Origin of the sequence: Eubacterium ramulus (assembly GCF_045002895.1) — a bacterium.
GTDB classification, from domain to species: domain Bacteria; phylum Bacillota; class Clostridia; order Lachnospirales; family Lachnospiraceae; genus Eubacterium_I; species Eubacterium_I ramulus.
The window spans coordinates 3,151,743-3,166,597 of record NZ_CP173382.1 but is presented as its reverse complement, the minus strand read 5'-3'; the positions used below and the strand labels follow the sequence as shown (position 1 = coordinate 3,166,597).

Here is a 14,855-nt window from a genome sequence, read left to right as displayed (position 1 = left end):
TTCCCGACGGAAATAATTTCAGATCAAATCTTCTGATATTCTCCTTATAACGACACGCATAGGGTACATCATTCAACTACTCCGCTATGTACAATGTGATACGTCGTGTATCTCAAAACCATACTATTTAATAAAATAGCCTGCTGCACGGATTTGTTTGGATCTCATATTCTCTACATACACATAATAAGTGCCTGTGGTCTCGCAGTTAAATGTCTTTGTAACCTGATGCATTCCGTTGACATAAAGCATCGAACCATCCGGTCTGCGGATACCGACATGATGATATCTGTCATCATATACATAGCAGGAAACAACAATAGTGGAACCAGCTTTTTTAATAAAGCCTACTGAACGAGCAAAATTATTTCCCGGTATTTTCCAGTCAAAATTTCTCTGTATGCTTAATGGTTCTAATAACGCATCGTCATAAACAATCGCATTGTCCCATTTTTCCTCATCCACCTGATCTGCCGGAATCACATACTCCTGTAAATCGTCGTTATCCACTACGTCCACTTCTTGCACTCTAGTCTTGCAATATAAATTATTCTGCTGACTTGCTACCTGTACGCTTGATGCAAATGCTGTCACCGAACTGCCAATCACCAAAGTCAGTGCCAATAATACACTTACTCCCGTTTTCTTTCCTGCTTTCTGCCATCTAATCATATACTCCACTCTCTTTCCCAGTGACTGTTCACTGTTTAGTTTCGAAACAAAAGCAGGTAAATTTTCAGAATACTGTTCTTCCATCTGGCTAAATCGCCATAAAAGATCAAAATATTTTCTGGCATGTCCACCTAAAAAGCGGCTGCACACATGAATATCACAGGAAATATCGCCCCATGCATCCAAGTCTTTCAGATAAAAGCGTAACACAGGATTAAACCAATTGATAAGAACTATGACCATTGCAATTTTCTTTCCCAAGTTATCTTTACGTACAATATGTGTACTTTCATGCATTAAAATTATCTCAATATCTTCTTTTGAATAATTCAATGTTTTGAATGCAATCGTATGGTGAAAAATCCCCATAACACAAGGCGAATCAACCGTAAAATTCGTACAAAATCTAATACGATTCCAATTTTTCTTAGGATAAAAACGCCTCAAAATTGCACGGTACTCATCTCCACGAAACGGAAGATTATTTCGATACATTATACGGTACTTTTTCCACTTTCCCGCATAATATACTACACAAATACCAATCATACCTATAATCCATGTCACTAGGCATAGCTGAATCAGTAAATGAATTTCGAGATTCCCAAAAAAGCCATCTCCGATAGTGGCTGATCCATAGAAAAATCCAACTTTGCACCTGATATAGATATATCCCAACGGCACAATATAAAACAGCAATACCAGCCGATACAGCGGATATATGATCCGTATTGCATTATATTTCTTTGCGACCAGTGCCAGAAGTTTACACAACAGATATGCAACCGTACCGGTCAGCGAATTCAAAACAATTACATAAAAGAAAAAATTAATCCAGTTCATCCATTAAGCTTCTTAAATCTTTCAGATTTTCTTCTGAATTTTTTTCTTTCTCACCCTTTACAAACAATGCTGAAAGAAACTCTGTCGGTGTTCCCGGTTCTCCCCAGTAATGAACTAACTCATCCATCTGAGATGAACGGTATTCTTCCTCTGTTACTTCCGGATGATAAAGAAAAACTTTTCCAGATCTGCGCATGGTAAGATAGTTCTTTCTCACCAGGTGTGCCAGATAGGTAGAAATTGTCTGCGGTCTCCAGTTTTTATCAAACCGCTCATTCACCATTGTTACCAACTGTGATAAGGCCAGTTCTTCCGGTGTATCCCAGATACATTTCATTATCAACATCTCAATATTTGTTAAATCATTCTCCAGCATAGCCATTCCTCCTGATAGATTCCTTATAAACCTATATCTTTTTCTTTTGTTTTTGCGAATCAGACACTGTGCTACAATATGATAGGTCTATCCCGATTTCTGGTATTACAAGTTACACAGCGTTTCATTCGCTGCGCTCATTGTACCATGTCACTATTTGTTTGACAACAAAAGAAAGTATGAATACTGCTATACTATGAATTCTTTTAAAAATAACACCTACGATATTAAAATGTTGAACATGAAGTTTGTTCTGAATCTTACAAACTTTTGTTTCATCACCTCTTGTTACGATTCAAGTATAGCATAGCCTACATGGCTTATTCAACTAATTCTGTCAGATTAAATTAGTGTTTATATGTGTTGTTTTAGTCCTCTTCTGACTGATGTCGCAACACAACAGCAGAATATTTTGGAAGCGTCAGTTTCAGATAGCTTCTTTCTACCTGATAGGTTACCGGTGCCATGGAATAATTGTCTTCCGAAGAATACATGATCTGCGTCATCTGACAGGAAGACGGTACCCCGGCTCCACACACGCCAATCTCCATACTTCTTGTATAACCATCATTATTTACTACAATGATAAACTGCTGTGCCCGGTTAAATCTCGCATAACAGAGGATATTTCGATCTCCGCGCAGAAACTTGACAGAACCGGTGCGAAGTGCAGGATTTTCCCGATGAATCCGAATCATATCCCGATGAAAACGGATCAGAACTTTATCCTCTTTTCCCCACGGATACGTTCTGCGGTTATCCGGATCCGTAAATCCGCACAGACCTGCTTCATCTCCATAATACAGTGTCGGAGCACCCGGCCAGGTCATCTGAATGACAACTGCCTCTTTCATGATCCCTTTATTGACACCTTCCGAAGCTGCCTGTGTTCCCAGATTTGCCGCCCGTCCCACCTTATGGTTTGTTCTGGTCAGGAAGCGGGAATGATCATGATTGGACAGCTGGTTCATTGCACACTGCAGAGAGGATGTTGCAAAACTTGCCATATAGTGTGTCATGGTATTCTCATAATTTTCTATATTGCCCAGCATATAGTCTTTATATTCATCACTGTGTTTTTCCATACCGGTCAGGAACCAGGTCATCGGCTCCATAAAAGCATCATAGTTCATGACGCTGTCCCACTGATCACCCTGTAACCAGTCTTTCGGATCGCCGTAATGTTCTGCCAGGATCAGTGCTTCCGGGTTTGCCTCTTTTACCACGTTACGGAACTTTTTCCAGAACAGGTGGTTATACTCCTGGCTGTGTCCCAAATCAGCTGCCACATCCAGACGCCAGCCGTCTGCATTGTATGGCGGAGATACCCATTTTTTCGCCACATTGAGAATATAGGCTTCCAGTTCCGGAGACTCCTCATAATTCAACTTTGGTAAAGTATCGTGTCCCCACCAGCCCTCGTATGTCAGATTATCCGGAAATGCGTTGTCATTCTGGAAATGGAAATAACTATGGTATGGGCTGTCCTTTGTTGCAAAAGCACCTGGCTCAAAGTCTTCTGCATCATCGTATATTTTTTCCCGATCCAGCCATTTGTTAAAGGATCCACAGTGATTGAACACGCCATCCAGAATGACACGCATGCCACGGCGGTGCGCCTCCTCGACCAGTTTGATAAATAACTGGTTGCTGGCCTCCAGATTTTTCTTATTTGTTACACGGGCCTTATACAGAGAAGCCTGGCGATTGTCGCAGCAGTCCTGCGGCATCGGTTCGCCGCCATCCTCTACGATCACACCAAAATGTGGATCGATATAGTCGTAATCCTGTGTATCATACTTGTGACTGGATGCGGACACAAACAACGGATTGAAGTAGAGCACTTCCACACCAAGTTCTTCCAGATAATCCATTTTGGACAGTACACCTGCCAGATCACCACCATAGAAGTTTGCCACGTCGAAATCTTCCGGACATTTATCCCAGTTTTCTACCTGCTTTGTCTGACGGTTGATGTAATAATATTCACCGGTTTTCACGTCATTGGAGGTATCTCCGTTACAGAAGCGATCGGTAAAAATCTGATACATAACCGCACCTTTTGCCCACTTCGGCGTAGAAAATCCCGGAATGATGCAAAACTCGTACTGTGGTCGGAAATCTCTGGATACACCTGCCCGGTCATAGGTACAGCGCAGCATACCGGATATGATTTCAAAATGATATTTGTACTGTTCCTCACCGACACGGATTTCCGCCTCATAATAGTCAAAATCACGATCACAATCTGTCAGATACATTTCAATGTGCTCATCTTCATGGCAGAGCACCACCAGGTCCACATTATCGGCAGCGGTCCGGAAACGAATTTTCACGGTGTCACCTGCCTTTGGTTCCGGCGGCATCCGGTAATCTGCTGTTCCATCAGAGAATAACGCCCGCTTTCTCAGAATCGGCCGCATCTGCAGAATATAATTTTCCACACTGTTAAATTTCTGTACTGAATCATATGTCATTTCTTTTCCCTCGGTAAATACTTATTTTTCTATCATACTATTAATGCAAACAGTAGCATCTTATATGTTTTTTAATATTATTTGTTACACATAGTGTGCTTTATCAGCCAACATTATAGAAACAGAACACACATTTTACATAACATAAGAAATCGGGAAATCTTTTCTCGGCAAGCGATTTAGCGAGTGACTGATTTTCACAAGGTTTTGCGCGAGTGGGAGGCGACCAGCTTCTATAGGAGCCGGGAACGAGCGCGATGAAACCGCAGTGAAATGAAGGTAACGAGTGACTAGCTGCTGAGAAAAGATTTCCCGATTTCGTATTATCTCAAAACGTTCCGTTTAACCACAAAAAATAAAAGAGACAGCCAATCGATCTGCTGTCTCTTTCAAAAGGAGAAGGTATTTTTTACTATGGGGGTAGCAAAAAACTATATAATGTATTGGGGGTATTTACAGTTAGTATAATAGCAAATCCCAGTAAATAAGTGTGCATAAAGTTCACAAATTTTGTTCATTGTTTTTATGCACTTTCGCCATTACCCGCAAGTAACCTTCTCCGCATTTTACGGAAATATCGCACAAACCATGGTACATTTCCAACAAATTCTTACTCAGCAGACGCTTCTACAGTTTTTTCCTCAAATAACGCCTCGAACTCATCACGGTTGATTTTTTCTTTTTCCAGAAGCAGTTCTGCACAACGATGCAGCACATCCTCATGCTCACGGATCATCTGACGTGCTTTTGCGTAACACTCATCCACGATCCGTTTGATCTCGCCATCAATTCTGGTAGCCACTGTCTCGCTGTATCCTCTGGTGTGTCCCAGATCTCTTCCGATAAAGACTTCCTCCTCATCGTCATAGCAGATCAGTCCCACATCTTCAGACATTCCGTACTTGGTAACCATAGACTTCGCCAGAGAAGTAGCCTGCTTGATATCCTGGGATGCGCCTGTAGTGACATCCTCAAAAATCAGTTCTTCCGCCACACGACCGCCAAGATCTACGATGATTTCCTGAAGCATCTGTCCCTTTGTATGGAACATTTCGTCTTTTTCCGGCAGCGGCATGGTATAACCTGCGGCTCCCACGCCTGTCGGGATAATGGAAACTGTATAAACCGGCCCCACATCCGGAAGCAGATGGAACAGGATCGCATGACCAGCCTCATGGAATGCTGTAATTCGTTTTTCCTTATCTGTAATAATGCGGCTCTTTTTCTCGGCACCGATGCCTACTTTGATAAATGCTTTCTTGATATCATTCTGGCAAATGTACATCCGCTGATCTTTTGCTGCAATAATGGCAGCTTCGTTCAGCAGGTTTTCCAGATCTGCACCGGTAAATCCTGCCGTAGTCTGGGCAATCTGTTTCAGATCCACATCATCTGCCAGCGGTTTGTTTTTCGCATGAACGGAAAGGATCTGTTCACGACCGCCCACATCCGGACGCCCCACATATACTTTACGGTCAAACCGGCCCGGACGCAGCAATGCCGGATCAAGAATGTCCACACGGTTCGTTGCTGCGATAACGATGATGCCCTCATTGATACCAAAACCGTCCATCTCTACCAGCAGCTGGTTCAATGTCTGCTCACGCTCATCATGTCCGCCGCCCATACCGGTTCCACGTCGGCGTCCGACTGCATCGATTTCGTCAATAAATACGATACACGGTGCATGTTTTTTGGCTTCTGCAAACATATCGCGGACACGGGAAGCACCGACACCGACAAACATTTCCACGAAGTCAGAACCGGAGATAGAGAAGAACGGTACTCCCGCCTCACCGGCTACTGCCTTTGCGATCAATGTTTTTCCGGTACCCGGAGGTCCCACTAACAGAACACCTTTCGGAATACGTGCCCCGAGTTTTGTATATTTGCCCGGATCCTTCAGGAAATCAACCATTCCTTCCAGTTCCTCTTTTTCTTCATTCAGACCTGCTACATCTTTGAAGCGGACTTTCACATTCTCGCCCATGGTCAGCGTCGCACGGTTTTTACCGAAATTCATCATCTTGGAATTACCGCCGCCTCCGGCCTGCGCATTCATACTCATGATAAAGAAAATGAGAATACCTGCCATCAGCAGGGTCGGTAAAATCTGTACTATCCAGTTTTCACCCGGTACATCTTTCAGTGTATAATTGTCAAAATCTGCCTCTTTCAGTGTTTCCTGAATAACCCCTACATCCGATACATTCATCAGTTCGCGGGTTCCATCCTTCAGCAGAATCGTCACCGTACCGGTAGGAACTTCCTCGTTCTGTTTGATCACGATGGAATTGATCTTGTCATCCTCCAGTGCCTGCTCAAATTCTGCCTGTGTGCAGGTATTTGTTCCGATTCCCCTGGAAGCGAAAGAATACCAGCCCAGAATGATGATCAGGAAAATCACCACATACAATCCAAGGCCTCTAAAATTACGTTTCAATTTCAAAGTTCCTCTCTTTCTATTCAAATTCCACAACACCGACATACGGAAGGTTGCGGTATCTCTGCGCATAATCCAGGCCGTATCCTACGACAAACTCATCCGGAATCTCATAGCCGATGTAATCTACCGGCACATCTACCACACGGCGGGATGGTTTGCTCATCAGTGTGCACAGACGCACGGTTTTGGCTCCACGGCTCTTTAAGTTCTCTACCAGATAGCTTAATGTACGACCGGAATCAATGATATCCTCCACGATCAGCACGTTCTCACCTATAATGGAATCATCCAGATCTTTGATGATACGCACAATACCGGATGACTCTGTACCGTCACCGTAACTGGACACGGACATAAAATCAATAAAAACCGGGACGGTGATACGTTTTGCCAGTTCACACGCAAAAAAGCTTGCGCCTTTTAAAATACAGATGATTTTCACCGGTTCACCCTTCATATCTGCACTGATCTGTGCTCCCAGTTCTTTAATCTTTTCGTTTACCTGTTCTTCTGAAAACATCACACGAATTTTTTCACTCATTTTTTTCTTCTCCTCCATTGACGCACATGGACAGAATGCGTTTTGTCTCCTGTGTTATTTTATATGCCTCACTGATCCGCATCCCGACAACCCAGATGATCTCTTTTCCGTCTGCCAGAAGCACCAGTGAATCCCGCTGATTCTGCGGGATTTTGCTGTCAATCAGATAATCTTTCAGTTTCTTATGACCGCCTCCGGATTGCACCTGGATCCGGTCTCCGGGACGGCGTGTTCTTATCTGAACAGTATTTTTAATTTTATCATAATCAAACCATTTCGTATATGTTTTTTCCGGAATTTGTTGAAAATTTCCATCAAAAGGAAGTAATTCAGCGGTTATTTCCAGTCCGTTAAACTGCTGTGTCATACCGGAGATATCCAGTGTCTGCACCGGAATCGCCCTGCCACTTTCTTTTCCGTCACCCTTCTGCTCTGTCTTTCGTATATTCCCGGATATCTTTTCTGTATAATCTGTATTTTCAGCATGATTGCTTGCCCTTTGTGGGTTACGCAGATTCTTTGTATTCTTTTTCTTCAGATAAATCTCATCATAACCGGCTTCTGCCCGCATCTGATAAGGAAGGTCACTTTGTTTTCCAACCTGTGCGGCAAACAGTGCCTGCACCTGTTCCACATGCAGCGCCGTGATATCCTTACGGCTGCCTGCCAGTTCCCCCAGCAGCCGCTGCAGGAGATTTCTCTGCAGCACACCGGGAAGATCTGCAAACCCACTGCGCCGGATCCGGATTTCCTGTGGATGCTCTGCCTCCGGCACATATTGGATCAGATGTGCCCCTGCTTCCCAGGCTGCCGCATCCAGATAAGCACATACTTCTTCCATATAACCTGCCGTCCGCACCATATGCGGAACTGCTGCAGAATTGATCTGACGAAGCTGCGGCAGCACCTGACTGCGAATCCGGTTTCTGCTCAGGTTTTCATCCAGATTTGTGCTGTCTGTCCGGTAATCCTGGTCAAAATCCTGCAACAATTTTTCAATTTCTTCTCTGGTCAGACATAATAATGGCCGGATCAGTGTGGCTTCCACCTGTTCCAGCTTACGCACCGGCACGATACCACACAGTCCCCGGATGCCGGTTCCCCTGCTCAGATGAAATAGCAGCGTCTCCGCACAATCATCTCCGTGATGGGCCACCGCCAAACGATTTGCCCCCAGCTGCCTGCATGCCGCATAAAAGCTTTCATACCGCAGATCCCGGGCTGCCTCCTCCAGAGACTGATGCCGTGCACCGGCCCGGCCCGGAGCATCCACAGAAAAGGACAGCAGCGGAACTTCCAATGCCGCACACAGTTCTCTGACGAATGCTGCATCTGACAGGCTCTCCGCGCCCCGTATGCCATGCTCTACATGCACAGCCGACAGGGAAAATCCCATGCACTCCCGCAACTCACACAACACCCGCAGAAGACAGACAGAATCCGCTCCGCCGGACACTCCGGCCACGACATGATCTCCATTTTCTATCATATGATATTGTTCCATAAATATTTGTATTTTCTTTTGCATTCTTCTCTCCGTTCGCTACCGGCTCCAGATTCCGGCAGTCAGCACCGTCATATCGTCCCGGACACGGCCACCGGTATAGAGCAGCACCTGTTCCAGTACCAGTCTGGAAAACTCTGCCGCATTGTTTGTATCAATTCCACGGATCACCTCGCAGATAGTTTCTCCCGCATCCCGGACGTGCAGATGCTCCAGCACGCCATCCGTTACCATAATGACAAAATCTCCGTCTGCCAGCTGTTCCGTCACCTTCGGTACCTGCTGTCCCACAAACACCCCTACCGGCATGCTCTTCTGTGTGACCATCCGCACCTCTTTTCCATGGCGGATAAACGTCGTGGCGGCACCAATTTTGTAAAACGCCGCCTCTCCACTGTCCAGATCCAGCCGCATAAGATCCACAGTAGAAAACAGATTATGTTCTCCATGGGTCACCATGGCGGAATTCATCATGCGCAGTGCCGTATCCGGCAAAAAACCGGCTTCCATGAATTTCTCTATTAAATCTATCACCATTTCACTCTCTTTACAAGCTGCATAACCACTTCCCATGCCATCGGATACAGCCATGACACAGCAGCCGTTATCCAACATCTGAAAAGAGAAATTATCTCCGGACACCTGCTCGTCCTCCCGCACGGCACGCGCCACACCGTATCCGGCCGTCAGGCGGCTGTTCTCACAAAATATCAGTGACTGTGATTCTGTCCCCAGCAATGCCTTACTGTCTTTCGCCGGTGCAAATCCCCGTCCGCTGACACCACTGATTAGTCTGGCCATTTCCCGGACAGATATACACTTGCTGCCCCTGGTTCTTCCCTGAAACAGCACCTGCCATTTTCCATGACTGTTCTCCAGGATCCTCAGCTGCTCCACCAGCACTCCCAACTCCTTCCAGGCATAACGCATGGATGCTGTAATTTTGCCTTCCTTCGCTGTCACATCCGTCTCTTCATTCGCGCAGTCCTCCATAATATATGCCATGGCATCGAGCTGCTGTGCGATCACATCCCGGTTTTCCTGCAGCCGGTTATACCAGGCCATATTCAAATGCGCTTTTTCAAATACCAGCTGTACCTGCTCAATCAGATCTTCCCGATACGGACAGTATTCCCCCAACTCGGTGGCACGCTCCTGCACATCTGTCTCCCTGCCCCGCTGCAGTGCCTGCAGAAACCGGTACAAGATCTGATACATCGGCATCGTATCCTCTTCCCAGCAAATCGCACACTGATTACAGGACGCACAGATCCGCCCCGTCACCTCCGTCTGCATCCGTCCCAGTTCCTCTGCGGAAAAATCCTCTTTGTATCGGTTCATTTTCCGAAACGTACGGGACAGTTTTTCAAAAGATTCCGCATACTCATTCAGACGCCGGCCACCCGGTGCATACATAACCACCGGCATCTCACTCCGGGGCTCCCAGTCCGGGATCATCATAACCAGCCGACTCACCACATAGATAAAGCCGGTCACCAGAATGCCTTCGCAAATGCGGATCACAAGCCCGGAGGTCCCCGGCAGATGCAGTCCGTTCCAACACAGTCCAACCACTACCGTAACACCGCCACACAATGCTCCCGCCACATGGGTACGGCAATGCCCTGTATACTGTTCCAGCCCCCACACCAGTGCCGCACTCAATAATATAACCAGTGCATATTTGACCATCACAGACACCGGTGCCAGGATCAGCAGACCACAGATACTGCACAGAAATAACAGGCTGCGGTTCACACCACATACAAATCCCGTCATAAAAAGTGCCGGAACCAGCGGATATACTCCCGCCAGCTGAAACTGTGGCGACAACAGCGCTGCCATACACACCAACATATGTTTCAGATTAAAATTGAATCGTCTCATTTTACATTCCTCCCTGATTTTGTTTCATTCAAAAATCTTCAGGAAGTAATTCTACGTCCGGCACCGTAAAATCTTTGTCAAATACCTGTTCGTTTTTCCGAAACATTTCGTCAAAATTCTTTCAAGGATGGAACATTTCATCGAATGGATGCACTTCATGTTTTTTAACCAAAGAGTGGATGTACTTCATGTTTTTTAACCAAAAGAATCCTCCTGCGTTCAATTCCAACGCTTCATTTCATTTATTCTTTTCAGCGTCACCCCACACAACAGCAAAAGCCACGGAACAATATTCCATGGCTTCTTAGTATTGATAAGTATTGAATAAATCATTTTTCTTTAAATACAATCTCGTCCGGATAGGTCATGCCAAGTTTTGATTTGGCTGTATCCACAATGTACTGGTCAGACCCAACATATGCTTCCTTTTCCTGAAGCTCCGCGGAACGCTCCTGCTCATCCTTCAGCTGCGCCTGTTTGGTCTTCTCATCCTGTTTGTAACCTTCATTAACCTGATATAAATGTCCGATCTGCACGGACATGATCAGTGTCAAAACAACTACCATGCAGGAAATACAAATTTTACCTGTTCTATTTTTACTTTTCTTTCTTTGTTTCATTTTACGCATCTGCAATCTGTCCTCTAACTAAATTCTGCTGCGGAGTAGATATTAACAGAATCATTACATTCCATATACAATCCAACTCTGTCCTTCTAAAGCTTATATAAACCCATTCTAACTGCTTTCCACAATTTTTTCAATCGTTTTTTTACATATCTGTTTCTTTTTTTACAAATTTGCCTCAAACACTGTGCACATTTACCAACGGGGCTCACCATAATTTTGACAGGTTTCATAATTCCCCGAAAAAAACTCCTTGCACCGCCACACAATCTCTGAAGCAGAAAGGTTCCACCCTTCACCACACCCCGGCTGAACAGCCTGCCATACAGCAGCATGCCGAGAAACATGGCCAGGATCACAAATCCCCGTACCTTGCCATCGTCCTCCTGATACAGAAATTGAAACAGCACAAAAGCACTGATCACCCAGAAAAACATATCTTCCACTGCGATCCAGACAACGCCATGTGCTGCCACTCTGCGGAAAATTCGGACCAGATCATACACCAGCAGCATACAACATCCAAAGAGCACCGCCTGTCCAAACAGCTGCACCTGATGTACGATCTGCACACTGCTCATTATTTAAACAGCCGCCCCAGCAGCGACTCCCCCTGGGATCCTTTTCCTTTGTTGACGTCAGAATACTGGATGGAATCAATTTTTCCAGACAGATCCACCTCGCCTTTTTCCAGAGTCAGCCGGTTCACATGCAGATCGATCCCCCGGATCATCAGCATCCCCATCTCTGTTTCCAGTAAAATCTCATTAACATCAAAGGACAAGATATCCGATATTCCATTTAACGCACAGGTGCCGCGATTTGTCAAAATGACCCTGTGCTGTCTTGATGCCTGTCTCTCTTCCATATAAAAAACCTCCCTTACTGTTTCCAGTATATGGGAGGTTCTATAAAAATATGACTCCTGTTCCGGCTTATAAATAGCGGAACATTTCCTTTGCTTCTTCCTTTCGGGAAGTATCTGTCACAACCAGAACTTCTGCTCTGACAGATTTGTTTCCAAATGCGATTTCAATGATATCACCGACTTTTACATCCTGGGATGCTTTCGCCACTCGGCTGTTGACCATAACTCTTCCTGCATCACAGGCTTCATTGGCAACAGTACGCCGCTTGATCAGACGGGATACCTTCAGATATTTATCTAATCTCATCTTGATTCTCCTAGTAGAAAGGGGCCTGTCCCGGTTCGGAACGGCCCCAATTATCATTTACATTACAGTAAGTGAAACAATCACTGATTATGCGTTTACGATATCTTTTAATGCTTTACCAGCTTTGAATTTCGGAGATTTGGAAGCCGGGATCACGATATCCTTTCCTGTCTGTGGATTTCTTCCTGTTCTCTCAGCACGCTCAGCTACTTCAAAAGTACCAAATCCTACTAACTGAATCTTGTCACCGTTTTTTAAAGTATCTGCCACAACATCTGTGAATGCTGCTAAAGCTTTCTCTGCATCTTTTTTGGATAATTCAGCTTTCTCTGCGATTGCTGCAACTAATTCTGTTTTGTTCATTATAAGTTCCTCCTGTAGAACGAAAAAATGTCCGTTTTTTATTTTATTATAGACTATTTATACTTGTTTTCCCTGTATTTGTCAAGGAAAACAGGTCACACAGCCGATATTCGTTAGTGCTCATATGCACCATCAGCCTAACATCGGCTCTACGATAGCCATAACTGCTGCGCCAAGCTCTGCTGCTTTTGCATCTGCTGCTTCCATGCTGTCTGCTTTGACACCATAGTAGAATTTCAGTTTTGGCTCTGTACCTGACGGGCGGAAACATACCCATGCCGCATCCGGAAGTTCATAATACAGTACGTTGGAATTCGGCAGACCCGTCGGTGTCACTGCACCTGTCTCCAGATCTGTGATCGTATCCTTCTTGTAGTCTCTTGCTTTCAGCACTTTGTGTTCACCGATCTGAGCCGGTGTATTATCGCGCAGAGTTGTCATGATCTCCTGGATTTTGGCAAGTCCTTCAATACCCTTTAAGGTAATGGCTTTTACATCATCTTTGTAATAGCCGTATTTCTCATAGAGATCCAGCATCGCATCCCACAGAGTCTTGCCCTGGGTCTTATAGTATGCTGCAGCCTCACATAATGCCATGGAAGCAACCACTGCATCTTTATCACGGCAATATGTACCAGGCAGACATCCGTAACTTTCTTCCATTCCGAAGAGATATGTGCCGTTTCCTTTTGTTTCAAACTCCAGCATTTTCTGACCGATAAACTTGAAGCCGGTCAGAACTTCATACAGTTTTACACCGTAGTCTGCCGCAATGGCATCTGCAAGATTGGTGGAAACGATGGATTTTACAAAAGCACCGTCTGCCGGAAGTCCCTGTTTTTCTTTTCTCTGGCTGATCTCATATGCACCGATCAGGCATCCGGACATATTTCCGGTCAGGGAATGATATTCGCCGGTTTTGCTGTCTTTTACATATACGCCGAGACGGTCAGCATCCGGATCTGTTGCCAGCACCAGATCAGCATCCAGTTCTTTTGCCATGCCAAGTCCCAGTGTGAAAGCTTCTGCCGCTTCCGGATTCGGATAACTTACGGTAGGGAAATTGCCATCCGGAAGTTCCTGCTCCGGAACCACATAGACGTGCTTGAAACCAAGCTCTTTTAATACACGGCGAACCGGGATATTTCCGGTACCGTGAAGTGGTGTATATACAATCTTCAGGTCATCTGCTACTGCATTGATGGCATCCTGATTCAATACCAGCTTCTTTAACTCAGCAATGTACGGATCATCAATGTTTGCACCGATCACTTCATACAGACCTGCTGCCACTGCGTCCTCTTTGGACATCGTCTTTGTCGTTGCATAATCTGTCACAGCTTTTACTTCTGCCATGATGCCGCCGTCGTGTGGCGGTGTGATCTGTGCACCGTCCTCCCAGTATACTTTGTAACCATTGTATTCCGGCGGATTATGGCTTGCAGTCACATTGATTCCGGCTGTACATCCCAGGTAACGGACTGCATAAGACAGCTCCGGAGTCGGACGAAGGCTCTCGAAAATGTATGCTTTGATACCGTTCGCTGCCAGACATAAAGCTGCTTCATTTGCAAATTCCGGGGACATTCTTCTGGAATCGTATGCAATGGCAACACCCTTTGCCTGTGCGCCTACTTTGATAATATAATTTGCCAGTCCCTGTGTCGCCTTACGAACTGTGTATACATTCATACGATTAGTTCCGGCACCGATGACACCTCTTAAACCGGCTGTACCAAATTCAAGATCCATATAAAAACGATCTTCAATCTCTTTCTCATCATTTGCAATGCTTCGCAATTCTTCTTTTGTATTCTCATCAAAATACGGATTGCTCAGCCAGGATTCATATGCTTCTCTGTAACTCATGATCGAACCTCCTGCGTTTCATTCATTGATATTTTGTAATATCAGCATTGATCATCCTATCATGAACAGCATCAGT

At 45.1% G+C, this 14,855-nt stretch carries 13 protein-coding genes; all 13 read right to left on the bottom strand.

Features of this window, described 5'->3' with window-relative positions; translation table 11 throughout:
• Nucleotides 1–123: 123 nt before the first annotated feature.
• Nucleotides 124–1,515, bottom strand: coding sequence for a M56 family metallopeptidase (locus ACIRUQ_RS14640; protein WP_055290703.1), 1,392 nt, complete (start codon nucleotides 1,513–1,515; stop codon nucleotides 124–126).
• Nucleotides 1,502–1,891, bottom strand: coding sequence for a BlaI/MecI/CopY family transcriptional regulator (locus tag ACIRUQ_RS14635; RefSeq protein WP_055290705.1), 390 nt, complete (start codon nucleotides 1,889–1,891; stop codon nucleotides 1,502–1,504). The genes ACIRUQ_RS14640 and ACIRUQ_RS14635 overlap by 14 nt, the downstream gene beginning before the upstream one ends.
• 368 nt (nucleotides 1,892–2,259) lie before the next feature.
• Nucleotides 2,260–4,368, bottom strand: coding sequence for a glycoside hydrolase family 13 protein (locus ACIRUQ_RS14630; RefSeq protein WP_022035927.1), 2,109 nt, complete (start codon nucleotides 4,366–4,368; stop codon nucleotides 2,260–2,262).
• 610 nt (nucleotides 4,369–4,978) lie between these two features.
• The gene (ftsH, locus tag ACIRUQ_RS14625) at nucleotides 4,979–6,811 is read right to left on the bottom strand and encodes an ATP-dependent zinc metalloprotease FtsH (protein ID WP_278286225.1); all 1,833 of its coding nucleotides are present in this window, start codon (nucleotides 6,809–6,811) and stop codon (nucleotides 4,979–4,981) included.
• Nucleotides 6,812–6,830: 19 nt separating this feature from the next.
• On the bottom strand, nucleotides 6,831–7,355 hold the full coding sequence (hpt, locus tag ACIRUQ_RS14620) for a hypoxanthine phosphoribosyltransferase (protein ID WP_022035929.1): 525 nt from the start codon (nucleotides 7,353–7,355) through the stop codon (nucleotides 6,831–6,833).
• Nucleotides 7,348–8,859 (bottom strand): tRNA lysidine(34) synthetase TilS, encoded by a 1,512-nt coding sequence (tilS, locus tag ACIRUQ_RS14615; RefSeq protein WP_207642789.1) that lies wholly within the window; start codon nucleotides 8,857–8,859, stop codon nucleotides 7,348–7,350. Before tilS ends, hpt begins: the two co-directional genes overlap by 8 nt.
• A gap of 39 nt (nucleotides 8,860–8,898) precedes the next feature.
• The gene (locus ACIRUQ_RS14610; RefSeq protein ID WP_021738002.1) at nucleotides 8,899–10,746 is read right to left on the bottom strand and encodes a SpoIIE family protein phosphatase; all 1,848 of its coding nucleotides are present in this window, start codon (nucleotides 10,744–10,746) and stop codon (nucleotides 8,899–8,901) included.
• 329 nt (nucleotides 10,747–11,075) lie between these two features.
• A complete protein-coding gene (locus ACIRUQ_RS14605) occupies nucleotides 11,076–11,366 on the bottom strand; it encodes a septum formation initiator family protein (protein WP_167618614.1) in 291 nt (96 codons plus the stop codon).
• A 95-nt stretch (nucleotides 11,367–11,461) separates the two neighbouring features.
• The gene (gene yabQ / locus ACIRUQ_RS14600) at nucleotides 11,462–11,953 is read right to left on the bottom strand and encodes a spore cortex biosynthesis protein YabQ (protein ID WP_055290711.1); all 492 of its coding nucleotides are present in this window, start codon (nucleotides 11,951–11,953) and stop codon (nucleotides 11,462–11,464) included.
• Entirely contained in the window at nucleotides 11,953–12,240 is a 288-nt protein-coding gene (gene yabP, locus ACIRUQ_RS14595; RefSeq protein WP_021738006.1) for a sporulation protein YabP, read from the bottom strand. The genes yabQ and yabP overlap by 1 nt, the downstream gene beginning before the upstream one ends.
• Nucleotides 12,241–12,307: 67 nt before the next feature.
• Nucleotides 12,308–12,547 (bottom strand): RNA-binding S4 domain-containing protein, encoded by a 240-nt coding sequence (locus ACIRUQ_RS14590; RefSeq protein WP_022035934.1) that lies wholly within the window; start codon nucleotides 12,545–12,547, stop codon nucleotides 12,308–12,310.
• Nucleotides 12,548–12,634: 87 nt separating this feature from the next.
• On the bottom strand, nucleotides 12,635–12,910 hold the full coding sequence (locus ACIRUQ_RS14585; RefSeq protein WP_021738008.1) for an HU family DNA-binding protein: 276 nt from the start codon (nucleotides 12,908–12,910) through the stop codon (nucleotides 12,635–12,637).
• A 132-nt stretch (nucleotides 12,911–13,042) separates the two neighbouring features.
• On the bottom strand, nucleotides 13,043–14,779 hold the full coding sequence (locus ACIRUQ_RS14580; protein ID WP_055290713.1) for a phospho-sugar mutase: 1,737 nt from the start codon (nucleotides 14,777–14,779) through the stop codon (nucleotides 13,043–13,045).
• Between the last annotated feature and the right edge of the window lie 76 nt (nucleotides 14,780–14,855).

Coding starts and splice junctions, on each gene's coding strand:
- ACIRUQ_RS14640 (WP_055290703.1), bottom strand. CDS start 1,515: ATGAACTGGATTAATTTTTTCTTTTATGTAATTGTTTTGAATTCGCTG.
- ACIRUQ_RS14635 (WP_055290705.1), bottom strand. CDS start 1,891: ATGCTGGAGAATGATTTAACAAATATTGAGATGTTGATAATGAAATGT.
- ACIRUQ_RS14630 (WP_022035927.1), bottom strand. CDS start 4,368: ATGACATATGATTCAGTACAGAAATTTAACAGTGTGGAAAATTATATT.
- hpt (WP_022035929.1), bottom strand. CDS start 7,355: ATGAGTGAAAAAATTCGTGTGATGTTTTCAGAAGAACAGGTAAACGAA.
- tilS (WP_207642789.1), bottom strand. CDS start 8,859: ATGGAACAATATCATATGATAGAAAATGGAGATCATGTCGTGGCCGGA.
- ACIRUQ_RS14610 (WP_021738002.1), bottom strand. CDS start 10,746: ATGAGACGATTCAATTTTAATCTGAAACATATGTTGGTGTGTATGGCA.
- ACIRUQ_RS14605 (WP_167618614.1), bottom strand. CDS start 11,366: ATGAAACAAAGAAAGAAAAGTAAAAATAGAACAGGTAAAATTTGTATT.
- yabQ (WP_055290711.1), bottom strand. CDS start 11,953: ATGAGCAGTGTGCAGATCGTACATCAGGTGCAGCTGTTTGGACAGGCG.
- yabP (WP_021738006.1), bottom strand. CDS start 12,240: ATGGAAGAGAGACAGGCATCAAGACAGCACAGGGTCATTTTGACAAAT.
- ACIRUQ_RS14590 (WP_022035934.1), bottom strand. CDS start 12,547: ATGAGATTAGATAAATATCTGAAGGTATCCCGTCTGATCAAGCGGCGT.
- ACIRUQ_RS14585 (WP_021738008.1), bottom strand. CDS start 12,910: ATGAACAAAACAGAATTAGTTGCAGCAATCGCAGAGAAAGCTGAATTA.
- ACIRUQ_RS14580 (WP_055290713.1), bottom strand. CDS start 14,779: ATGAGTTACAGAGAAGCATATGAATCCTGGCTGAGCAATCCGTATTTT.